General features: G+C 69.8%; 19 protein-coding genes and 1 pseudogene. 16 read left to right on the top strand and 4 right to left on the bottom strand.

Going from position 1 to position 21,017, the window contains the following annotated elements:
* A complete protein-coding gene (locus tag VGV13_19425) occupies positions 1-576 on the bottom strand; it encodes a hypothetical protein (protein HEV8643260.1) in 576 nt (191 codons plus the stop codon).
* 296 nt (positions 577-872) lie between these two features.
* Between VGV13_19425 and VGV13_19420 the strand changes: the two genes are divergently transcribed.
* From VGV13_19420 to VGV13_19390, 7 genes are all read left to right on the top strand, one after another.
* Positions 873-1,973 (top strand): glycosyltransferase, encoded by a 1,101-nt coding sequence (locus tag VGV13_19420; protein ID HEV8643259.1) that lies wholly within the window; start codon positions 873-875, stop codon positions 1,971-1,973.
* Positions 1,970-4,069: an acetate--CoA ligase family protein gene (locus tag VGV13_19415; GenBank protein ID HEV8643258.1), complete on the top strand. Its 2,100-nt coding sequence runs from the start codon at positions 1,970-1,972 to the stop codon at positions 4,067-4,069. Before VGV13_19420 ends, VGV13_19415 begins: the two co-directional genes overlap by 4 nt.
* A 107-nt stretch (positions 4,070-4,176) precedes the next feature.
* Positions 4,177-5,190: a MoxR family ATPase gene (locus VGV13_19410; protein ID HEV8643257.1), complete on the top strand. Its 1,014-nt coding sequence runs from the start codon at positions 4,177-4,179 to the stop codon at positions 5,188-5,190.
* An 18-nt stretch (positions 5,191-5,208) separates the two neighbouring features.
* On the top strand, positions 5,209-6,681 hold the full coding sequence (locus VGV13_19405; GenBank protein ID HEV8643256.1) for a hypothetical protein: 1,473 nt from the start codon (positions 5,209-5,211) through the stop codon (positions 6,679-6,681).
* 5 nt (positions 6,682-6,686) lie between these two features.
* Positions 6,687-7,577 carry a DUF58 domain-containing protein gene (locus VGV13_19400; GenBank protein ID HEV8643255.1) on the top strand — a complete coding sequence of 297 codons (891 nt, stop codon included), beginning with the start codon at positions 6,687-6,689 and terminating at the stop codon, positions 7,575-7,577.
* Positions 7,578-7,587: 10 nt separating this feature from the next.
* Positions 7,588-11,988: a VWA domain-containing protein gene (locus tag VGV13_19395; protein ID HEV8643254.1), complete on the top strand. Its 4,401-nt coding sequence runs from the start codon at positions 7,588-7,590 to the stop codon at positions 11,986-11,988.
* Positions 11,989-12,018: 30 nt separating this feature from the next.
* Complete coding sequence (locus tag VGV13_19390; GenBank protein HEV8643253.1) at positions 12,019-13,344, top strand: tetratricopeptide repeat protein; 1,326 nt, start codon at positions 12,019-12,021, stop codon at positions 13,342-13,344.
* Here VGV13_19390 and VGV13_19385 read toward each other — a convergent pair.
* A pseudogene (locus VGV13_19385) lies at positions 13,334-13,519 on the bottom strand (glutaredoxin domain-containing protein). The gene VGV13_19390 and the pseudogene VGV13_19385 overlap by 11 nt on opposite strands.
* A 176-nt stretch (positions 13,520-13,695) precedes the next feature.
* Between VGV13_19385 and VGV13_19380 the strand changes: the two are divergent.
* The 9 genes from VGV13_19380 to iscX all read left to right on the top strand — a co-directional run bounded on the left by VGV13_19380 (position 13,696) and on the right by iscX (position 20,397).
* Positions 13,696-14,682 carry a galactose-1-phosphate uridylyltransferase gene (locus VGV13_19380; GenBank protein ID HEV8643252.1) on the top strand — a complete coding sequence of 329 codons (987 nt, stop codon included), beginning with the start codon at positions 13,696-13,698 and terminating at the stop codon, positions 14,680-14,682.
* Between the two features lie 106 nt (positions 14,683-14,788).
* Entirely contained in the window at positions 14,789-15,220 is a 432-nt protein-coding gene (locus VGV13_19375) for an Rrf2 family transcriptional regulator (GenBank protein ID HEV8643251.1), read from the top strand.
* 21 nt (positions 15,221-15,241) lie between these two features.
* Positions 15,242-16,468, top strand: a complete 1,227-nt coding sequence (locus tag VGV13_19370; GenBank protein HEV8643250.1) for an IscS subfamily cysteine desulfurase — start codon at positions 15,242-15,244, stop codon at positions 16,466-16,468.
* Between the two features lie 12 nt (positions 16,469-16,480).
* On the top strand, positions 16,481-16,888 hold the full coding sequence (gene iscU, locus VGV13_19365; protein HEV8643249.1) for a Fe-S cluster assembly scaffold IscU: 408 nt from the start codon (positions 16,481-16,483) through the stop codon (positions 16,886-16,888).
* Positions 16,889-16,912: 24 nt separating this feature from the next.
* Positions 16,913-17,242, top strand: coding sequence for an iron-sulfur cluster assembly accessory protein (locus VGV13_19360; protein HEV8643248.1), 330 nt, complete (start codon positions 16,913-16,915; stop codon positions 17,240-17,242).
* 222 nt (positions 17,243-17,464) lie between these two features.
* Entirely contained in the window at positions 17,465-18,061 is a 597-nt protein-coding gene (gene hscB / locus VGV13_19355; protein HEV8643247.1) for a Fe-S protein assembly co-chaperone HscB, read from the top strand.
* Positions 18,039-19,871, top strand: a complete 1,833-nt coding sequence (gene dnaK, locus VGV13_19350) for a molecular chaperone DnaK (protein ID HEV8643246.1) — start codon at positions 18,039-18,041, stop codon at positions 19,869-19,871. Before hscB ends, dnaK begins: the two co-directional genes overlap by 23 nt.
* Entirely contained in the window at positions 19,871-20,194 is a 324-nt protein-coding gene (locus VGV13_19345; GenBank protein HEV8643245.1) for a 2Fe-2S iron-sulfur cluster-binding protein, read from the top strand. Before dnaK ends, VGV13_19345 begins: the two co-directional genes overlap by 1 nt.
* Positions 20,191-20,397, top strand: a complete 207-nt coding sequence (iscX, locus tag VGV13_19340) for a Fe-S cluster assembly protein IscX (GenBank protein HEV8643244.1) — start codon at positions 20,191-20,193, stop codon at positions 20,395-20,397. The genes VGV13_19345 and iscX overlap by 4 nt, the downstream gene beginning before the upstream one ends.
* Positions 20,398-20,420: 23 nt before the next feature.
* Here the strand turns inward: iscX and VGV13_19335 are convergent, their stop codons facing one another.
* Together VGV13_19335 and VGV13_19330 are read right to left on the bottom strand one after the other, a co-directional pair.
* Positions 20,421-20,648, bottom strand: a complete 228-nt coding sequence (locus VGV13_19335) for a hypothetical protein (GenBank protein HEV8643243.1) — start codon at positions 20,646-20,648, stop codon at positions 20,421-20,423.
* Positions 20,648-21,017: DsrE family protein (locus VGV13_19330; protein HEV8643242.1), on the bottom strand; the 370-nt coding region annotated here is incomplete at its 5' end. The genes VGV13_19330 and VGV13_19335, both read right to left, overlap by 1 nt.

Raw genomic sequence — 21,017 nt, 5'->3', positions numbered from 1 at the left:
TCACGGGCGGGGCCGCGGGCGGTGGCGGGGAGGCGGCGCGCGACGAGGCCGAGCCCCGCGGCGGGGCCAGAGCGACGAGGCGCTCGAGCTTGCGGTCGATCGCCTGGGCCAAGACGAAGGGATCGAGTCGGGCCCGCAGGGCGACGAGGTGGGCCACGGCAGCCGGATCGGCGGCGGGGCAGGCCTGCACGCGCTCGAGCGGGGGCGCGGGGCGTCGTACCGCCGGCGCTGGCGCGCCCCGACGCGCTCTTTCTGGCGGAGCTTCACCGACGGCAGGAACAGGTTCTGGAACAGCCGCAGCTCGTGGCGGTAGAGGTCGTTGAGGGCCACGACGGCGGCCGGCGTGTCGTAGCGGAGATAGCCCCCGAGCTTGCGGACGTGCGTCCAGTTCTTCTGCTCAATGTGGGCGTTGTCGTCCTTCTTGTAGGGCCGCCCCCGGGTGAACTGGATCTCCTGCGCCGGGCAGTCGCGGTAGAGATGGTCGTTGATGAACTCCGCGCCATTGTCGGAGTCGATCCCCCGCAGCGGGAAGGGCAGCACCTGGCGGATCTCCTCCAAGGCTTCTTGGACGCGCACCTCGCCCCGTCCGGGTTATACGTGACCGGGCGCCGCCGACGCCGAGGACGGGCCCCGCCGGGTGGCGGCCCGTTGAGGAGGCGCAGGACGTACTTGCGGTGATAGCCCGTCGTCCGACAGACCTCATCGAGGATCTGGCTCTTTCCCTCCCGCCGCGCCTGCCGGTAGCGGGCGTAGATGGCCTTCAGGTACTCCCACTTCGCGGGAGCACTCATCAAGTCACCCTCCTCCGGCCTTGGGGCCGTCGAGAGTTACATCCCAAATGGCGCGGCGCTCCCCGCTCGGTAACATCTTAGATGGCGCGATACGCTGGCTGGACTGGGCTCCCGCACATCGGTATCCTCGGGGCGATGCCGCTGCGGATCGCGCTCCTCACGCCCTTCGCCTTCCCGTCGGTCCGCGGTAACGCGGTGACCGTCGAACGCATCGCGCGCGGCCTGCGGCAGCGGGGAGTGGACCTGGCCGTCTGGGACCTGTCGGCGACCCCCGAAGCCGTCATCGAGGCCGAGGTGGAGGCCTTCGCGCCCTCCCTGGTCCACGCTTTCCATGCGTATCGGGCGGGCCCGCTGGCCCTGCGCCTGGCCCGCCGCCGGGAGCTGCCGCTCATCGTCACGCTCACGGGGACCGACGCCAATCACGACCTCTTCGATCCCGAGCGCGCGCCGGTCGTGCGGCGGGTGCTGGAGGGCGCCGCGTTCCTGGTCGTCTTTCACCAGTCCATCGGCGAGCGCATCGCCGGAGCGCTCCCCGACCTGCGCGGCCGCATCGTGACGATTGCCCAGTCCGCGCTGCTGACGGCCGGCGAGCCCTTCGATCTAGGGGCGCTCTGGGCGCTGCCGGCGCGGCGCGCGCTGTTCGTGTTTCCGGCCGGTGTCCGGATGGTGAAAAATCCCCGCTTGCCGCTGGTGCCGCTCGGGCGGCTGGTGGCGCGCCGGCCGGAGGTGCGCCTGCTGTATGCTGGGCCCGTGCTCGATCCCGATGAGGGTGAGGCGCTGCTCCAGGCGCTCGACCGTCTGCCCTGGGCGTGCTATGTCGGCACGGTGCCCCACGCCCAGATGGGGTCGCTGCTCGCCCAGGCCGACATCGTCCTCAATTGCTCGGTTTCCGAAGGCGGAATGGCCAACTCCGTTCTCGAAGCCCTGGCGATGGGCCGCGCCGTCCTCGCCTCCGACGTCGAAGGCAACCGATCGCTGGTCGAGGAGGGTGTCACCGGCCTCCTCTTCCGCGATGCGCGCGACTTCGAGCGGCAGGCCGAGCGGCTCGCTGGCGATCCCGCGTTGCGGGATCGCCTCGGCGCGGCGGGACGGGCGCGCGTGCGCGCGCTGTACCCGCCCGAGCGCGAGATCGACGGGTATCTCGGCGTCTACCGGCGCCTGGTTCCGGTTCCCTCGGTGTGAGCTCCCGGCTGGCGGCGTTCCTCAACCCACGCAGCGTGGCGCTCGTCGGCTGTCCGAGCGACCTCACGCGCCCGGGCGCTCGGCCGCTCCTCTATCTGCAGAAGCACGGCTACCCGGGTCAGGTCTACCCGGTGAACCCGCGGCACGCCGAGATCGGGGGGCTCCGCGCCTATCCGTCCCTGGCCGATCTGCCCGAGCGTCCCGACGCGGTGTGGATCGGCGTGCCGGGCGGCGATGTGCCGGCGGTTCTCGAGGAGGCCGCCCGGCTCAAGATCCCGAACGCCGTCATCCTTACCGCCGGCTTCGGCGAGACCGACGCGGCGGGGAGGGCGCGGCAGGAGGCACTGCGGGCCATCGCGGACGCGGCGGGGATGACCGTACTCGGGCCCAACATGCTGGGGTTCATCAACTGCTGGGACCGCGTGCCGCTGACGTTCTCGCCGGCCGGCGGCATCGATCGCCTCATCCCGGGCGCGCTGGGGATCGCCTCCCAGAGCGGCGCGCTCGGCGGCGTCGTCGTCAACCGCGCATTCGACCGGATGATCGGCGTGAGCGCCATGGTCTCCACCGGCAACGAGATCGGCATCACGGTGTCCGAGTGTCTGGAGTACTTCGCCGAGGATCCGCGGACACGGGCGGTCGCGCTCGTGGCCGAAGGCATCCGCGACGGCGAGCGGTTCAAAGCAGCGGCGGCCCGGCTTCTGGAGACGGGCAAACCGCTGGTGGCGCTGAAGCTCGGCCGCTCGAGCACGGGCCGTCGCAACGCACTGACCCATACGGGAGCGCTGGCCGGCTCGCACGAGGCCTGGCGCGCCGTGGCGCGCCAGCTCGGGATCGTCGACGTCGAGACCTTCGAGGAGCTGGTGGAGGTCGCGGGCTTCCTCTGCCGGGAGCGACGGAGCCCGCGCCGCGGCGTGGGCGTGCTGACCACCTCCGGGGGCGCGTCCATCATGACGGCGGATCAGTTGGAAGCGCGCGGCCTGGCGCTGCCGCGGCTGAGCGCGTCGACCGGGCAGGCGCTGGCCGCGCTCCTGCCGGAGCACGCCGTGACCCGCGACAATCCGGTCGACGTCACGGCGGGGCTCAGCGAGGCCCTCTTCGAGCAGGTGCTGGCCACGGTGGTGGGCGACGAGCGCATCGACGTCGTCCTGACCGCGGTCACCGGCGCCCGCGGTGTCGAGCGGGCCCGAAACGTCGCGCGCGTCGCACATGTCGCCGACAAGCCGGTCGTGGTCTGCTGGCTCGGCGGCAGCCTCACCGACGCCGGCGTCTCCGTGCTCGACAGGGAGGGCGTGGCCTGCTTCAGGAATCCCAGGACCGCCGCGCTGGCCCTGGCCGCCGCCCGCGACTTCGCCGCTGCGCAGAGTGCCCGGGCGCGCCCGAACGCGCGGCGGGCGACGCCGGAGCGCGCGCGCGTACGACCGCCGGCCGGCCGGCCGGGGCCCCTGCCTTACGCGGAGGCCGCGGCGCTGGCCCGCCGGGCGGGAATCCCGCTGGCGCCCGAGGCGCTCGTGGCCACGCCGGCGGCGGCGGCCAGAGCCGCGCGCCGTCTGGGCTTCCCGGTCGTCCTGAAGGTCGTGGCCCGTGACCTGCCGCACAAGACCGACGCCGGCGCGCTGGTGCTCAACCTCCGTACGGCAGACGAGGTGAGCCGGGCGGCGCGGCGCTTGCTGACCACGGCGCGACGGTACCGGGTCGAAGGGCTACTCGTTCAGCGGATGGTCGGCGGCGTCGAGGTGCTGGCGGGCGTTACCCGCGACCCGACCTTCGGGCCGCTGCTCGTCGTCGGCGCCGGCGGCGTGCAGGCGGGGCTCCTCGGAGATACGACTGCGCGGCCACTGCCGGTCACGCGCGGCGAGATCCGGACGATGCTGGGGGAGGTCCGCTCGCTCGATGTGCTGCGTGGCTTTCGGGGCGCGCCGGCCGCCGACGTGCCGGCGCTGGTCGCCGCCGTCGCCGGCGTCGCCCGGCTGGCCGGTGCGCTGGGTGAGCGTCTGCAGGCGCTCGACGTGAACCCGATCGTCGTCAGCGCTCGGGGCCGGGGCGCCTGGGCGGTCGATCTGCTGGTCGAAACGCGGGCAGAGGCGGTCCGGTGACGTGACGCCACCGGGACTTGGCAGTCGCCTTGCTTATTCCTAGAAGAGTCGCCCCGCTTGTGCCTAGAATCGAGTGAGGTCGGGCAGCGGCAGAAGAGGAGGCCTCGATGACGCAGGAGGCTCGGGTCCAGGAGTTCGTCTCCGCCTTCAACGCGCTGCGCGTGGAAGTCGAAAAGGTCATCGTCGGCCAGCGCGAGATCGTCACCCACGTCCTCATCGGCATGTTCGCCGGCGGCCACGTGCTCCTGGAGGGCGTACCCGGGCTGGGCAAGACGCTGCTGATCAAGACGCTGGCCGAGGGCTTGGAGTTCTCCTTCTCACGGGTCCAGTTCACGCCCGATCTGATGCCGGCCGACATCATCGGCACGAACATCATCGTGGAGGACGCCGCGGGCCGGAAGCACTTCCAGTTCCAGCAAGGGCCCATCTTCGCCCACATCCTGCTGGCCGACGAGATCAACCGGGCGACGCCCAAGACCCAGTCGGCCCTGCTGGAGGGGATGCAGGAGGGCTACGTGACGGTGGGCGGGGCCTCGCGCCCGCTGCCGTCGCCGTTCTTCGTGCTGGCTACTCAGAACCCCATCGAGATGGAAGGCACGTACCCATTGCCGGAGGCGCAGCTCGACCGCTTCATCTTCAAGCTGCGCGTCCGCTACCCGGCGCTGGAGGAGCTGAACGCCATCATCGACCGCACGACCCAGGCGCGCCACGTCAGCGTCGACCGGGTCATGACCGGCCCCAACGTGCTCGCCTACCGTGAGCTGGTCCGCGAGGTCCCCATCGCCTCCCACGTGCGTGATCTCGCCTCGGCCGTCGTCATGGCGACCCACCCGGAGTGGGAGCGTGCGCCGGAAGCCGCGCGCCGCTTCGTGCGCTACGGCGCCAGCCCGCGCGGCGCTCAGGCGTTGGTGCTGGGCGCGAAGGTGCGGGCGCTCGCTGAAGGACGCTACAACGTGAGCGTCGAGGATCTGAAGGCTATGGCGGCCCCGGCGCTCCGCCACCGCATCATCCTGAACTTCGAGGGCGAGGCCGAGGCCGTGGACGTCGACGCGCTCGTCGGCGACATCGTGGAGAGCGTCGAGCACCAGATCGCTCAGGACAAGGAACCCTTCCTGCGCTGAGCGCAGGAGCCGGAGGGCATGATGCCGGACGGGTCCAGACCCTATCCCGACGCGCTCGAAGGTCTCGTGCGGCGCATCACGGCGCAGGTGCGCTGGCGCCGGGCGGAGCATTACGCCCTGCGGGGCGCCTTCTACGGCGCCGTCGCCGGCGTCGTCGCGCTCGTCCTCAAGGTCGCGTTCGGCGCCTGGGCGGTGGTCGCGGCGGGCGCGCTCGTGCCCCTGGGCCTGGCTGGCGGCGCCGTGTGGGGCCTGGCCAGGCGCGTGTCGCCGACGGAGGCCGCGCGGCTGGCCGACCGCGCCTTCGGGCTTCAGGATCGCGTGGCGACGGCGCTCGAATGGTCGAATCATCCCGACCGTACGCCGCTGGTCGCCGCGCTCGTCGCCGACGCGACCGCCCGCGTCGGCGCGCTCCCGCCACGGCAGATCGTGCCGCGCGTGCTCCCGCGCGAGGTGCGGTGGCTGCCGGTGCCGGCGCTGGCCGCGCTCCTGCTCGCGGTGGGCCCGCCGCTGCCGCTGCCTGCGGGCCGCTTCCCCGATCTCTCGCCCCTGTCGGAATCGGAGGAGGCGACCGACCGCTCCGGTGGGGAGCTGATGCAGCAGGATCGGCGATCTCTGCCCAAGGACGCGCTCCGGAAGCCCGCGTTCGAGGAGCGCGACTTTGTCCAGCGGGCGGGGACGGGCGGCGCCGCCACGGCGGGTGACCTCAGCGCCATCTTCAAGGACACATCGCTGGCCACGCAGCGTCCGGACTTCAATAGCTTCCTGAAAAAGGGCGACGAGCGCCTGCGGCTGCTCGAGCAGGTCGACCGTCTGCCCGATCTCCAGTCGGACTTCACCGCGAGCCAGTACAAGATGGTCTTCCGGAAGTCGAAGGCGCTCAGCGGGGGCCTCCGGCCCGACCAGATCTCGCCCCAGAAGCTTCGCGAGCTGCTCGAGGAGATGGAGCGGCTGGGGCGCAAGGGCGGGGGCAGCTGGGGCGCGGACGCCGCCGAGGGCATGGAAGCGCTGGAGTACGGACAACAAGATAGGGCGATGGAGGCGATGGAACGGGCACTGAACAAGCTGCGCGCGATGGAAGAGGCGCAACGGTCGGGCAAGGGGCTGCGGGGCGGGCGCGAGAGCGAGCGCGGCGGGCGCGGCGAGCGCAGCCGCGGTCGGGGCAGCAGCGGCGCCGACGAGCAGGACTTCGGCGAGGGCGAGGGTCTGCTGCCCGGCAAGGGCAAGAGCCCCTCCGCCAAGGGAGAGGCGAGCCAGCGGCTGCGGGGCAACCCCTACGACGTCGGGGTCGAGGGCGAGGCCCGTCGGGGTCGCAAGGAGGGCTACGACACCAACATGACGGGCCAGGGGGGGAAGATGCCCTCGCGGCTGACCTATATGGGCGTCATCGGACAGTATCGCAAGGCGATGGAGGACGCGCTGGCTCGGGAGCAGGTGCCGCGCGACTATCACGAACAGATCAAGGACTACTTCCAGGCCCTCGACGAGCGCTGAGAGCCGTGACGACGGCGACCCACCACGGCTTCTTCACTCCCGACTTCCTCGCGCAACTCGAGCGCCTGTCGGTCGCGTCACGCCGGACGTTCCGGGGGCGGGTGAAGGGCGAGCGCCGCAGTCCGCGCAAGGGCCAGAGCGTGGAGTTCTCGGATTATCGACCCTACGGGGTCGGCGACGACCTCCGCTACGTCGACTGGAACATCTATGCCCGGCTGGACCGCCTGCACGTCAAACTCTTCGTCGACGAGGAGGACCTGTGTCTGCACCTGCTCGTCGACGCGTCGAACTCCATGGGCTTCGGCCAGCCCACGAAGCTCGCCTACGCCGGCCGCCTGGCCGCCGCCATCGGCTTCGTCGGCCTGGTGAACCTCGAGCGCGTGGGCGTCGGCGTGCTGCGGGAGAAGGTGAGCGAGGGGTGGCCCCCGGTGCGCGGCCGCAACCAGTTCGTGGCGCTGGTGGACTTCCTGGCCTCTCTGAAGCCGGGCGGTGCCACCAGCCTCAACGAGGGGCTGGCCAACTATGCGATGCGGGCGCGCGAGCCGGGGCTGGTCGTCCTCGTCTCCGATCTCCTCGACCCCAACGGCTTCGAAACCGGCGTCCGCGTGCTGCTCGAGCGGCGCTTCGAGGTGCATGTCGTCCACCTGCTGGCCGCCGAGGAGCTGAACCCCACCCTCGGCGGCGACCTCCGCCTGCACGACAGCGAGACCGGCGAGGTCCGCGAGCTGACGGTGGACGGCGACGCGCTGCGCGCTTATCGCCAGCGGCTCCACGCGTTCCTGGAGCGCGTGGAGGCTTTCTGCCGCACGCAGGAGATCGGCTACCGCCGGGTGAGCACGGACACACCCTTCGAGGAGTTCGTGCTGTCCCACCTGCGCGGGCTGGTCCTGGCATGAGGAACCGGGCATGAGCTTTCTCTCGCCGCTGGCGTTCGCGATCTTCGCGCTCTCGCTCCCGCTGGTCCTGCTCTATTTCCTGAAGGTCCGGCGACGCCAGCAGACGGTGCCGAGCCTGCTGCTGTGGGATCCGTCGCTCCGCGATCGGGAGGCCTCGGCCTTCTTCCAGCGGTTGCAGCGCGACCCGCTCCTGATCTTGCAGATCCTGGCCCTGCTCGCGCTCACACTGGCGCTGGCGCGCCCGGCGGTGACCGTGATGGGCCAGGGCGCGCGCAAGGTCGTCGTCGTCCTGGACACCTCGGCCTCGATGAAGGCCCGCGACGTCGGCTCGTCGCGCTTCGCCGTTGCCCGCTCGCAGGCCGCTGCCCTGGTCGGCCGGCTCGGCGAGGGCGCGGAGGTGATGGTGATCGAAACGGGCGTGCATCCCCGGGTGCTGGCCCCGCTCTCCCGCGAGCGCGAGCGCGCGGTGGCGGCCATCCGCGCCGCCCAACCGCGCGATCTGCCCCACCGGGTGTCCGAGGCGGTGCGGACCGCGCGCGCGCTGGTGGGGGCAGACCCCCGCGCGGCGATCTACGTCTTCACCGACGGCGCCTTCACCCTTCCGGCGACCCCGGAGATAGCCGATCCCCGGCTGCGCTGGGTCGGCGTCGGGCAGGGCGGACGGAACGTGGGGATCACCAACCTGGCGGTCCGCAAGAGCTACTACGGCTCCTACGACTACCAGGCCTTCGCCTCCTTCGTGAACTACTCGGCGCAGACGCAGACGTTCACGTTCACGCTCGAGATCGACGGCACCCCGATCGCCGAGAAGCCTCTGACCCTCGAGCCCAACGTCCGGCGCGCCGTGGTCCTGCCCTTCAGCCACACCGGCGGGGGCACGGTCAAGGCGAGTGTCGATCTCCGGGACGACCTGGCGACCGACAACGTCGCCTACGCCGTCCTGCCGCCCCCGCGAAAGATCCAGGTGCTGCTCGTGAGTCAGGGCAACCTGTTCCTCGAGAAGGTCCTCAGGACGGATCCGCAGGTGGCGCTCGAGGTGCAGACCCCGGAACAGTACCAGGGCGGCATGGGGGAGGCGGACGTCGTCGTGCTCGACTCGGTGACGCCGCCCCGCGTCGGGGCCGGGCGGTTCATCTTCGTCAACACGGTGCCGCCGGACGTCCCCCTGGAGGCGCTAGGCCGGATCGAGCGCCCCGTGATCATGGACTGGGACCGCGCCCATCCCGTGATGCGCCACGTCGAGCTCGCCAAGGTCGTGATCGAGGACGCCCTCCGCGTCCGGCCGCTCGCCGCCGGCCGGCCGCTCGTCGAGGCGATGGGCGGCCCGCTCATCTATGCCCTGGAGGAGCCCGACCGGAAGGCGATCTTCTTCGGCTTCGACCTCTTCAAGACGGACTTTCCGCTGCGGGTCGCCTTCCCCCTGATCCTCTCGAACGGCCTCCGCTGGCTGCATCCGGCCGGGCTCGACCAGTCGAGCCTCCAGCTGGCGGTCGGCCAGCCGATCCTCCTGCCGGTGGCGCACGGGGTGAGCGAGGTCACGGTGACGACGCCGGGCGGGCGCCGCGTGAAGGCGCACGTCACGCGCGGCGTGGTGAGCTTCACCGAGACGGACGAGGTGGGCGTCTACACGCTCGGCACGGCCCGGGGCGAGATGCGCGTCGCCGTGAATCTGGCCGACGCCGAGGAGTCCAACATCGCGCCCCGGCCGCTGCCTGCGGCCTCCGGCCGAGACCCCGAGGCGGCCACGCCGATCCCCATCCAGCGCGAGCTGTGGCAGTTGTTCGTCCTGATCGCCGTCATCCTCCTGGTGATCGAGGGAGCCCTCTACTTGCGCCGGCAGACGGGGGGCCGCCTGGGGCTCCCCGGCGCCGCCGGCGACCGCTGGGCGCTGGCGCTCCGCGGCGCGCTCGTCATCGTTCTCTGCGCCACCTTCTTCAAGCCGACCCTGCCGCGCTGGGTGGACCGCCAGAACATCGTCTTCCTCCTCGACCACTCGGACAGCATCAGCCTGGCCGCGCGGGAGCGTGCCTGGCGGTTCGCGGGCGAGGCGGTGAAGTCGATGCGGGGCGGCGACCGCGCGAGCCTGATCGTCTTCGGCGAGGACGCCGTCGTCGATCAGGCGCTCGCCAACAAGCCGGCGTTGGATCGCCCGAAGGCGGAGGTCAGCCCCCGGGGGACGAATCTCTTCCAGGCGATCCAGCTCGCGCTGGCCACGCTGCCGCCCGGCCAGGCCAACCGCATCGTGATGCTCACCGACGGCCGCCAGACCACGGGCAACGCGCTGGCGGCGGCCCAGGCGGCCAAGGACGCCGGCGCCGACCTCTTTTTCGTGCCGGCGCCCCTGACCTTCGAGCAGGAAGTCGTGGCCGAGTCGCTGGTGCTCCCGCAGGAAGTGAAGTTCGGCGAGCCGTTCCATGCCAAGGTGGTGGCCTGGAGCCTCAAGGACACGCAGGCCCGGCTCAGCCTGTTCCGGAACGGCGAGTTCCTCGGCTCCCAGGTGGTTCGGCTCAACGCCGGCAAGAACGTCTTCAGCTACCGGCAGTCGCTGGACGCCAGCGGCATCCACGTTTACCAGGCCGCCCTGGAGGTCGACGGCGACACCATCGAGGACAACAACCGGGCCGTCGGCACCGTCGTCGTGCGGGGTCGACCCCAGGTATTGCTGGCCGACAAGGACCGGAGTCACGCGCAGTCGCTCGCTGCCGCGCTCCGTTCGCAGAACATCGAGGTGACGGTCGTCGATGCTGCGCAGATCCCCAAGGACGTGGGGGGTCTGCAGAAGTACGACGGCATCGTCCTCTCGAACGTCTCCTCGCTGAAGCTCGCCCGGGCCCAGATGGCGAACATCCGCGACTACGTCCGCGACTATGGCGGCGGCCTCATCATGGTCGGCGGCGAGGAGAGCTTCGGACTCGGCGGCTACTACCGCACGCCGATCGAGGAAGCCCTGCCGGTCACGATGGAGGTCAAGCAGAAGATCGAGATCCCGAGCCTCGCCGTCGTGCTCTCGATCGACCGGTCGGGCTCGATGGCGATGTCCACCGGGGACGAGAAGGTGACGAAGCTCGATCTCGCGAAGGAAGCGGCCCACCTCGTCGTCGACCTGCTCGACGAGCGCAACGAGGTCGGCGTGATGAGCTGGGACACGGAGTTCATCTGGGACGTGCCCGCGCGCCCGGCCAGGGACAAGGGCGCCATCCACCACGCCATCGCCACGATCAAGGCCGGCGGCGGCACGGACGGCTACCCGGCGCTCAAGGAGGCCTACGCGGTCCTGTTCGAGCGCCCGGCCCTGCTCAAGCACGTCATCTTCCTGAGCGACGGGCAGATGACCCGGGGCGACTTCACGGGGCTGCTGCGCCGCATGGCGAAGGACAAGATCACCGTCTCGACGGTGGCGATCGGCAAGGACGCCGATCTGCAGCTCATGGTGGACCTGGCCAAATGGGGTCGCGGCCGCTTCTACTACACGGAAGACTCGCAAACGATCCCGCGCATCTTCACCCTGGAGACCCAGCTCGCCTCCAAAGCCTCGCTGGTCGAGCAGCCGTTCAAGCCGCAGCTGACGGCGCCCGGCCACGAGGCCATGCAGGACATCGACTGGAAGGCGGTGCCGCCGCTCGGCGGCTATGTCGCCACGACGCTCAAGAGCACGGCCGATCTGGTGCTGATGAGCCACCAGGAGGATCCGATTCTGGCCACGTGGCGCTACGGGCTCGGCCGCACGGCCGCCTTCACCTCCGACGCCAAGGCCAAATGGGCCGTGCTCTGGCTCCGGTGGCGGGAGTTCAACAAGTTCTGGGCCCAGCTCACACGCTGGACGCTGCGCAGCGGCTCGCGCAGCGACACGGTCGCGCTCGTCGAGCGCCGCGATGGAGTGGGTGAGGTCCTGGTCGACGCCGTCGACGCCAAAGGCGACTTCATCAACTTCCTGGACACCCAGGTGGGGGTGGTCGCGCCCGCCCGGGATCGGACGGTCATCGATCTGGAGCAGGTGGCGCCCGGGCGGTACCGCGGGCGCTTCCCGGCCCCCCAGGAAGGCGTCTACCTGATCGGCATGGCCCAGCGCCGCAACGACCGCGTAGTCGGCTCACAGATCGCCGGCTTGGTGGTACCGTATGCTCAGGAGTTGCGTGATCTCGGGGTGGACGAAGCGGGGCTGCGGGAGCTGACGGAGCTCACGGGCGGCGGCCCCCTGGGTCAGCCGCGCGAAGCGTTTCTGAAGTCGCGGCGGCAATCGCGCATCGCGGTGGAGACCTGGCCGTGGCTGGTCGGCTTCGTCGCCGTCATGCTGGTTCCGGAGATCGCGCTGCGGCGGCTTGGCCCCGGAGCACTGCGCCGGATCGGCGCCGTCGGACGCTGGCGTCGGCGCAGCGCCGGCAGCCCCCGGGACACGACGGGAGGGACATGAGCCATGCCTGACCTTCGGCGAGGATGCCCGGTGGGGTCGACCGTCCTCGCGGTGGTTTTCACGCTGGCGCTGGCGGCACCGGCCACCGGCGCCGTCAAGCCGCGCGTCGTCCTCATCGCGCCCTTCGACGCGACGACGCTGGGTGCGGACGGGGAGTGGATCGGCTCCGGCGTCGCCGAAGCGCTCTCCCTGGGGCTGGCGCAGCATCCGGCGTTCATTCAGATCGATCGGGCGCGGCTGCGTCAGCTCGGCGAGCCCGAGGCGTGGGGCGAGGCGGTGGTGCTCCAGGCGGGACGCTCATTGCGGGCGGACGCCGCGCTCTTCGGGACGATCACCCTCAAGGGAACGGACCTGACGATCCAGCCCCGGCTGCTCGAGGTCAGAGCGGGCGGCGGGGAAGCGATTATGCTGGAGCCGCTGAACCTCCCCCAGGGCGAGCTGCTGGCGCGCCTGCCGGTACTCGTCGTCGCTTACGCCCGCACCATGAAGATGCCGCTCACCGACGCCGAGGTCGCCCGCATCGAGAAGGCGGCGCGGCTCACGCGCTCGCTGCGCGCGTTCGAGCTCTACGCCCGCAGCCAGCAGGCGGCGCGGCGCGGCGGGCAGGAAGGCAACGAGAGCGCCGCCGATCTGCTGTCCCGGGCGATCGAAGCGGATCCGAACTTCGTCGTCGCCCAGTACGCGCTGGGAACGGTCCACCAGGCGCTCGGCAACCGGTGGAAGGCCGCCGCGCAGTTCCGGGCCGCCACGCAGCTCGATCCCTCCTACCCCGAACCCTACAAGGCGCTCGGCGACCTGCTGCTGGCGGCGCCGCGGCGGCTGTTCGACCAGGCGGTGGAGGCCTACACCAAGGCGATCGAGCGGCGGCCGTTCTACGCCGACGCCCACGTCGGGCTGGGCGACGCATTGGCTGCCAAGGGTGACATCGACGGCGCCATCGCCGCCTATCAGAAGGCGCTGGCGTTCAACGCGGTGAACTCACGGGTCCATGTGAGCCTCGGCAAGATCTACTACGGCGAGAAAGGGCTCTATTATGAGGCGGTGAACGCCTACAAGCGAGCCATCGACCTCGACTCGCGCTCGGTGGAGGCACGCATGGGCCTGGGCGAGGTCTACGAGGACAAGGGACTCTACAAGGAGGCGATCGAGGAATACCGACGGGTCATCGAGGCCGAGCCGACGCACGCCGAAGCGCTCTACAACCTGGCGCTGGTGTACGAGAAGGTCGACCCGCGCGAGGCGATCGTGCAGTGGGAGCGCTACATCGCGTTGGCGTCGCAGCTGCCGGCGGCGAAGGACTGGGTGGACGTCGCCCGCCAGCACCTGCGCAAGCTCAAGAGCCAGATCAAGGACTAGTCAGGAGACGCTGGAGCTTCGCTCGGTCAAAGCCGACGACGGCCTGACCGTCCACGACGATCACCGGCACCGCCATCTGCCCGGTCAGCCTCACCAGCTCTTGCCTGGCCTCGGCGTTCTCCAGGACGTTGACATCTTGATAGGCGATGCCCTGGGACGAAAGAAACTCTTTCGCCGCGCGGCATGGCCCTCAAGTCGGGCTGGAGTAGACGACGACGGAGCGTGGGGCCATCTCGACCTCCTCAAATTTCGTCGGGGCGGGGCGGCCCGCCCCGTATGATGATCACATATTACGATGCCAGGGCCGGGACCGGCGTTGCCGCGGTGGCGGCCATCCAACGGGAGGACTGAGTGGAGGAGTTGAGGAAGGACCCGACCCGCGGGCGGTGGGTGCTGGTCCGGCCCCGGGCCAAACCGGGGCCGGAAGGCGCCTGTCCCTACTGTCCGGGCGCGGAGAGCGCGACGACGGAGATCGCCGCCTACCGCAACGACGGCTCCACGCCGAACGGCATGGGGTGGACGGTGCGCGTGGTGCCCGCCAGCGACCCCTACTTCCGGATCGAGCACGAGCTGATCCGCGAGGGCGTGGGCATGTTCGACATGATCACCCCCCGGGGCGCCGGCGAGCTGATCGTGGAGTCGCCGCGGCACGACGACACGCTGGTGTCGATGGATCCCGGCCAGATCGAGGCCGTACTCTGGATGTATCGGGACCGGCTGCTCGACCTCAAGAAGGACGGCCAGATCCGCGACATCCTCATTTCCCGTCACCACAAGAAGCCCGGTGTCAGCCCGCATCACCCGTACTCGCGCATCACCGCCATCCCCATCGTCTTCGACGAAACGCGCCGCGAGCTCAGGGAGGCCCGCGAGTACTACCAGTACAAGCGGCGCTGCCTCTACTGCGACATGCTGCGCCAGGAGATCGCCGCCGAAGAGCGCGTCGTGAAGCTCACCTCCGCCTTCATGGTGCTGATCCCCTACGCGGCCCTGGCCCCGCTCGAAACGTGGATCCTGCCGCGCCAGCATGGCTGCTCGTACGAGGAGGGGCTCACGCCCGAGACGGCCCCGGACCTCGCCCGGCTCCTGTCCCAGTATTTCCGGACGCTCGCCAAGAGCTTCGGCGATCCAGGCTACGAACTGGTCCTCCACAACGCGCCGAACCTCCGCTCGCGCATCCTCCAGGGGGAGTGGGCGACGATCCGGGACGACTACCACTGGCACTTCGAGGTCATCGTCCACCCGGAGCGGGCTAACCGGGTGGGGGGAATCTTCGTGAACGAAAGGCCCCCTGAGGCGACCGCCGCCGAGCTCCGCGAGGCGTGGGAGGGCCCCTAGGGAAGGGAAATCAATACCTTGACATGAGCCCGGGTCGGTGGCAGAATCCGACTGAAAAGGTCGCCGATAGAAACGATCGGGGATAGCGGGGGGCGGTCAGACCAGCATGCTGCGGTTCACCAAGCGGGCCGACTACGGCCTAATGGCGATTCACTACATCGTCGCCAACTCCCAGCTCGGCGCCGTAAGCGCGAAGCGGATCGCGGAGGAGTTCGGGATTCCGCCGGAGCTCCTGGCCAAGATCCTCCAGCGGCTCGCCAAGCAGCGGCTGATCGTGAGCCAGAACGGGCCCAAGGGTGGTTACGTGCTGGCTCGCCGGCCCACCGCGATCACGGTCGGCCAGGTCATTCGGGCCCTGGAGGGGCCCATCAGCATCGTGAGCTGCCTGGAGGACAGTGACTGCCCCCAGATCGAGCGCTGCAACCTGCGGCGCCCGGTGCAGAAGATCCAGGCGGCGATCAGTCAGATGCTGGACACGATGAGCCTCGCCGAGCTGGTCGGCGAGGACGTACCCGAGTTGCTGGCCATCAAGCGTTGAAAGCGTAAGGAGACCGAGTCGATGGCTGTGAAGTTCCCGATCTTCTTGGACGCGCAGTCGACCACGCCGTGCGACCCGCGGGTCGTCGAGGCCATGCTGCCGTACTTCACGGAGAAGTTCGGGCATCCGGCGAGCCGCAACCATCCCTTCGGCTGGGAAGCGGAGGCCGCCTGCGACGCGGCCCGGGCGAAGATCGCCAAGCTGGTTGGCGCCCGGGATCCCAAGGAGGTCATCTTCACCTCTGGCGGCACGGAGTCGATCAACCTGGCGCTCAAGGGCGTCGCCGAGATGTACCGGGAGAAGGGCAACCACATCGTCACCACGGTGATCGAGCAACGGGCCGGCCTCGACACCTGCAAGCGGCTCGAGCGGCAGCGGTTCGAGGTGTCCTACGTGCCGGTGCAGGCCAGCGGGCTCGTCGACGTGGACGACATCCGGAAGGCGCTGACGGACAAGACGATCCTCATTTCGGTCATGTTCGCCAACAACGAGATCGGGACTATCCAGGACATCGCCGCGATCGGCCGGCTGGCCAAGGAAAAGGGCATCATCTTCCACACCGACGCCACCCAGGCGGCCGGCAAGACGCCGATCAATGTCGAGGCGATGGGCATCGATCTCCTGTCGTGCACCGCGCATCTCATGTACGGGCCCAAGGGCGTGGGCGCTCTCTACGTGCGGCGCAAGGCGCCCCGGGTGCGCCTCGCGGCCATGATCGACGGCGGTGGCCACGAGCGCGGCATGCGGTCGGGAACGCTGCCGGTGCCGCTGATCGTCGGGTTCGGCCGGGCGGCCGAGATCTGCGCGGAGGTCATGCCGGAGGAACGCGCGCGGCTGGCCAAGCTGCGGGACAAACTGCAAGACATGATCCTCTCCAACGTCGACGAGGCCTATCTCAACGGAGACCCCGAGCGTCGGCTGTCCCAGAACCTGAACATCTCGTTCGCCTACGTGGAGGGCGAGTCGGTGCTGATGGGGCTCAACAAGGAGACGGCGCTGTCATCCGGCTCGGCCTGCACGTCGGCGACGCTGGAGCCGTCCTACGTGATTGCCGCGCTGGGGGCCAGCGCGGAGCTGGCCCACTCGTCCATCCGGTTCAGCCTGCACCGGTTCAACACCGAGGAGGAGATCGACTTCGTGGGCCGGCGGACGATCGAGGTCGTCAAGCGGCTGCGGGACATGTCGCCGCTCTACGAGCTGGCGAAAGAGGGCGTGGACATCAAGTCCATCCAGTGGAAGGCTGAGTGAAGGGGGACCGCGATGGCCTATAGCGAGAAGGTTGTCGATCATTACAACAACCCGCGCAATGTCGGGTCGTTCGCGAAGGACATCCCGGGCGTGGGGACGGGGCTCGTGGGCGCGCCGGAATGCGGCGACGTCATGAAGCTGCAGATCAAGGTCAACCTCGAGACGGGTGTCATCGAGGACGCGAAGTTCAAGACCTTCGGCTGCGGGAGTGCCATCGCTTCGTCGAGCCTGGCCACCGAGTGGCTCAAGGGCAAGACGGTGGACGACGCGGCCAAGATCAAGAACACCGACATCGTCAACGAGCTGAAACTGCCGCCGGTCAAGATCCATTGCTCGGTGCTGGCCGAGGACGCGATCAAGGCCGCGCTGGCGGACTACAGGACCCGGTACGTCGCGCGCGCCGAAGCGGGCGTGAAATAAGGGATCGGGGGAGGGAAGAGTTCCATGGCGCTGTCACTGTCGGAGGCGGCCGTCCAGCAGGTGAAAGAGCTCAAGCGGGCCCAGAACCTGCCCGATAACGTCTTCCTGCGCATGGGGGTGAAGGGCGGGGGGTGCTCCGGGATGTCGTACTCCCTCGAGTTCGACACCGAGATGGGACCCCACGACCGGGAGCTCGAGATCGACGGCATCAAGGTCGTGTGCGACAAGAAGAGCTATCTCTACCTGACCGGCACGATGCTTGACTACGTTCAGCAAGGACTGACGGGCGGCTTCACGTTCGTCAATCCGAACGCGAAGTCGACCTGTGGCTGTGGGACGTCGTTCTCGGCATAGTCGGGCCGCGCGAGCAACGAAGAACGGGCCCGGCGGTGGGCCCGTTTTCATTTGTCGCAGTGCGAGCCCCAGGACGGCCGCGGCGCTGGGCGAGCCGCAGGGCGGCCAGGGGCTGGTGCTCCTGCGCCTGAGGCGAGCGGATCCAGAGCCCCGCGCGTCCGAGGCGAGCCCTAAGAGGGGCGCGGGCGCCCGGGCTGTCGCCACGCCCGCGCCGGAGGTGGGATGAGCTACTTCGAAGTGTTCGGGTTGCCGCGTCGGCTGGGCATCGACGTGGCGGAGCTGCAGCGGCAGTTCTACGAGCTGTCGCGGCGCTACCACCCCGACTTCCACGCGGGCGCCCCACCCGACGAGCAGGCTAGCGCGCTGGACGCGTCCGCGCGGCTGAACGCCGCCTACCGGACGCTGCGGGACCCCGTCGCGCGGATCGAGTACCTCGTCCGCCTGGAGGAGGGACGGGAGACGAAGGAAGGGGCGGCGGTCAAAGCCCAGGCGTCGCCCGCGCTGCTCGAGGAGATGTTCGAGATCCAGGAGGCCCTGGCCCAGGCCAAGGCCGGCGGGCTCGACGACGGTACGCGGGCGACACTCCGGACCCAGCGCGAGCGCCTGGGCGCCCGCCGGCAGGAGGAGGAGGCGCGGCTCACCGGCCCACTCAGCGCGGCGTGGGACCGCGCGCCGGCCGAGGAGCGGCCGAAGCTCCTGGCGGCGTTCAAGGAGGGGCTGGCCACACGCGCCTATCTGCTGACCGTCATCGACGACCTGACCGGGGCGCTCGGCGAGGGCGAGGATACCAGGAGCCATGTCGCGCATCATCGGCATTGACCTCGGCACCACCAATAGCCTCGTCGGCTACGTCGACGAGAAGGCGGGACTGCCGCGCGTGATCCCCGACGCCGAGGGGAAGACGCTTCTGCCCTCGGTGGTGAGCTTTACGCCCGGCGGCATCCTGGTGGGCGAGGCTGCCAAGCGACAGCTCGTGCGGCGCCCGGGCTCGACCGTGTACTCGGTCAAGCGGTTCATGGGACGCGGGTACGAGGACGTGAAGGACGAGCTGTGCTACTTCCCCTTCCGCGTGTGCGAGGGTGAAGGCATCGTGCGACTTCAGATTAACGACCGCGAGGTGACGCCGCCGGAAGTCTCCGCGATCATCTTGAAATCGCTGCGCGAGCGCGCCGAGGCGTACTTCGGTGAGCCCGTGGAGAAGGCCGTCATCACGGTCCCCGCCTACTTCAACGACAGCCAGCGCCAGGCCACGCGGGATGCCGGGCGCATCGCCGGTCTCGACGTCGTGCGCATCGTGAACGAGCCGACGGCGGCGTCGCTGGCGTACGGCCTCCAGAAGCTCCACGAAGGCGTGATCGCGGTCTACGATCTCGGCGGCGGGACGTTCGACATCTCCATTCTCCGCGTGCACGCCGGCATCTTCGAGGTACTCGCGACCAACGGCAATACCCACCTCGGCGGAGACGACTTCGACCGGGCCATCGTGCTGTGGCTGCTCGACGACGTCCGCGAGCGCCACGGCGTGTACCTCGGTCGAGACGCCGAGGCCATGCAGGAGCTACGGCTGGCGGCGGAGGCCGCCAAGATCCGGCTCTCCACCGTGGACCGCACGCGTCTCACCATCCCGTTCGAGGCGTTCACCTATCACCGTGACATCGCGCGCGCGGATCTCGAGCGACTGATCGGACCGCTGGTCGAGCGGACCCTCGGCCCGTGCCGCTCGGCGCTGGCCGACACCGGCCTCGCGGCGTCGGACATCGAGCATGTGGTCCTGGTAGGGGGCTCGACGCGCGTCCCGCTCGTGCGACGGAAAGTGGAAGCGCTGTTCGGCAAGACGCCGCACAGCCAGCTCAATCCCGACGAGGTCGTTGCGCTGGGCGCGGCCGTGCAGGCCCAGATCCTGGCCGGGGGCATCACCGACATGTTGTTGCTGGACGTCACGCCGCTCTCGCTGGGGATCGAGACGCTGGGCGGGATCGTCAGCATCTTGATCCCCCGCAACACGACGATCCCCACCAGCGCGCGCGAGATGTTCACGACCTCGGTCGACGGGCAGACGGTCGTCGACATGCACGTGCTGCAGGGCGAGCGGGAGCTCGCCAAGGACTGCCGCTCGCTGGCGCGTTTCGAGCTGCGCGGCATCGACCCCATGCCGGCGGGGATGCCGAAGATCGAGGTGGCCTTCCTCATCGACGCTAACGGCATCCTGCAGGTCACGGCCAAGGAGCTGCGGACCGGGAAGGCCGCGGCCATCGAGGTGCGCCCGACCTACGGTCTCAGCGACACCGACGTGGAGCGGATGGTCGAGGAATCGTTCGAGTACGCCGAGGCGGACGTCGAGGCGCGTATGCTCATCGAGGTGCGCAACGAGGCGGACACGGTGATGACCCACGTCCGCCGTGCGCTCGGGCAGGGCGGCTCATTGGTCGCTCCCGACGAGCGTCAGCGGATCGAAGCCGCGCTCGCCGAGCTCGAGCACGCGCGCGACACCGAAGACCGTGATCGGATCCGGGACAAGACGACCGAACTGAACCGGGTCACCGAGCATCTCGCCGAGCTGATGATGGACACGGCGCTCCGTGGCGCGCTGGAAAGCCGGCGTGCCGCAGAGCTGATGGAGCCGAAGTAATGGCAGTGCACAGGGTGACGTTTCTTCCGCTCAACAAGACCGTCGAGGTGGACGACGAGAAGTATCCGCTCGCCGATCACGGCAAGCCCGGCTCGCTCCTCGATATCGCGCTTGCGCATGGGATCCACCTCGAGCACAACTGCGGCGGCAGCTGCGCGTGCACGACGTGTCACGTCGTCGTCAAGGAGGGCGAGGCGAACCTGTCGAAGATGGAGGGCGACGAGGAGGACCGACTGGACATGGCCGAGGGCCTCACGATCCACTCGCGCCTGGGCTGCCAGTGCGTGGTGCAGGGCGACGTCGTGGTGGCGATTCCGGAATGACGATCACGTGGCGGGACGCCGAAGACATCGGGATCGCCCTGATGGAGAAGTATCCGGAGATCGATCCGCTGACCGTCCGCTTCACCGACCTGCACCGCCTCGTCACGGAGCTGGCGGGGTTCACGGACGATCCCAAGGCCTCCAATGAGAAGATCCTGGAGGCCATCCAGATGGCCTGGCTCGACGAGTACCGCAACCGATGATCGGTCACGCGGAGAGGCAGGCGCTACCAGGCGACCACGCGGTCGGCGTCGAAGATCCGTTCGAGGAGCTCGTCGTAGCTCCAGTCGGCTGGAACGCGGTGGATGCCGACGCCGGCGGGCAGAGGCGGCGGGCCGCTGGCACCGGCGAGGAGCGCGACGGCGACCTCGTCGCCGGCCTCGACGTCCCGGCGGATCACCGCGGCGGCCAGCGACGCGTTCTCGCGAGGCAGGAGATGGAGGACCCGCGCCATCAGAAGACGAGGGACCGCCGCGCCGCGCGGAGCAGGCCGGCGATCTCCTCGACGGTGACGGGCCTGATCTCGTGGCCCTCTTCGTTCCAGTCCGCCCCAGGGGGGATGGCCGAGGTCTCCACGTGGAACGGTACGCCGAGCGCGCGGAGGGTGGCCCGGAACTTGGCGATGTCATCGCCGTCCACCAATTCGTCGGTATCGGCGGCGAGCAGGTGCGCGGCGCCGCCGGTGAGCACGAACGTCACGGGATTCTCGCCGGCCACGATGCCGATGCCGATGCGCATGGCCTCGAAGGCGCGGTGGGACGTACGCGGATCGGCCGAGATGATGACGACGACGGGAGCCGGTTCGCTCAATGGCGCGGTGAGC

This window comes from Candidatus Methylomirabilota bacterium (genome assembly GCA_036001065.1).
Taxonomy (GTDB): domain Bacteria; phylum Methylomirabilota; class Methylomirabilia; order Rokubacteriales; family CSP1-6; genus MNEF01.
This window is presented reverse-complemented; position numbering and strand designations above follow the sequence as displayed.

Bases quoted from the DNA above. Each gene is read 5' to 3' on its own strand.
- VGV13_19335 (HEV8643243.1), bottom strand. From the start codon at position 20,648: ATGGCGCGGGTCCTCCATCTCCTGCCTCGCGAGAACGCGTCGCTGGCC.
- VGV13_19395 (HEV8643254.1), top strand. From the start codon at position 7,588: ATGAGCTTTCTCTCGCCGCTGGCGTTCGCGATCTTCGCGCTCTCGCTC.
- VGV13_19345 (HEV8643245.1), top strand. From the start codon at position 19,871: ATGGCAGTGCACAGGGTGACGTTTCTTCCGCTCAACAAGACCGTCGAG.
- VGV13_19410 (HEV8643257.1), top strand. From the start codon at position 4,177: ATGACGCAGGAGGCTCGGGTCCAGGAGTTCGTCTCCGCCTTCAACGCG.
- hscB (HEV8643247.1), top strand. From the start codon at position 17,465: ATGAGCTACTTCGAAGTGTTCGGGTTGCCGCGTCGGCTGGGCATCGAC.
- VGV13_19405 (HEV8643256.1), top strand. From the start codon at position 5,209: ATGATGCCGGACGGGTCCAGACCCTATCCCGACGCGCTCGAAGGTCTC.
- VGV13_19420 (HEV8643259.1), top strand. From the start codon at position 873: ATGGCGCGATACGCTGGCTGGACTGGGCTCCCGCACATCGGTATCCTC.
- iscX (HEV8643244.1), top strand. From the start codon at position 20,191: ATGACGATCACGTGGCGGGACGCCGAAGACATCGGGATCGCCCTGATG.
- VGV13_19370 (HEV8643250.1), top strand. From the start codon at position 15,242: ATGGCTGTGAAGTTCCCGATCTTCTTGGACGCGCAGTCGACCACGCCG.
- iscU (HEV8643249.1), top strand. From the start codon at position 16,481: ATGGCCTATAGCGAGAAGGTTGTCGATCATTACAACAACCCGCGCAAT.
- VGV13_19360 (HEV8643248.1), top strand. From the start codon at position 16,913: ATGGCGCTGTCACTGTCGGAGGCGGCCGTCCAGCAGGTGAAAGAGCTC.
- dnaK (HEV8643246.1), top strand. From the start codon at position 18,039: ATGTCGCGCATCATCGGCATTGACCTCGGCACCACCAATAGCCTCGTC.
- VGV13_19375 (HEV8643251.1), top strand. From the start codon at position 14,789: ATGCTGCGGTTCACCAAGCGGGCCGACTACGGCCTAATGGCGATTCAC.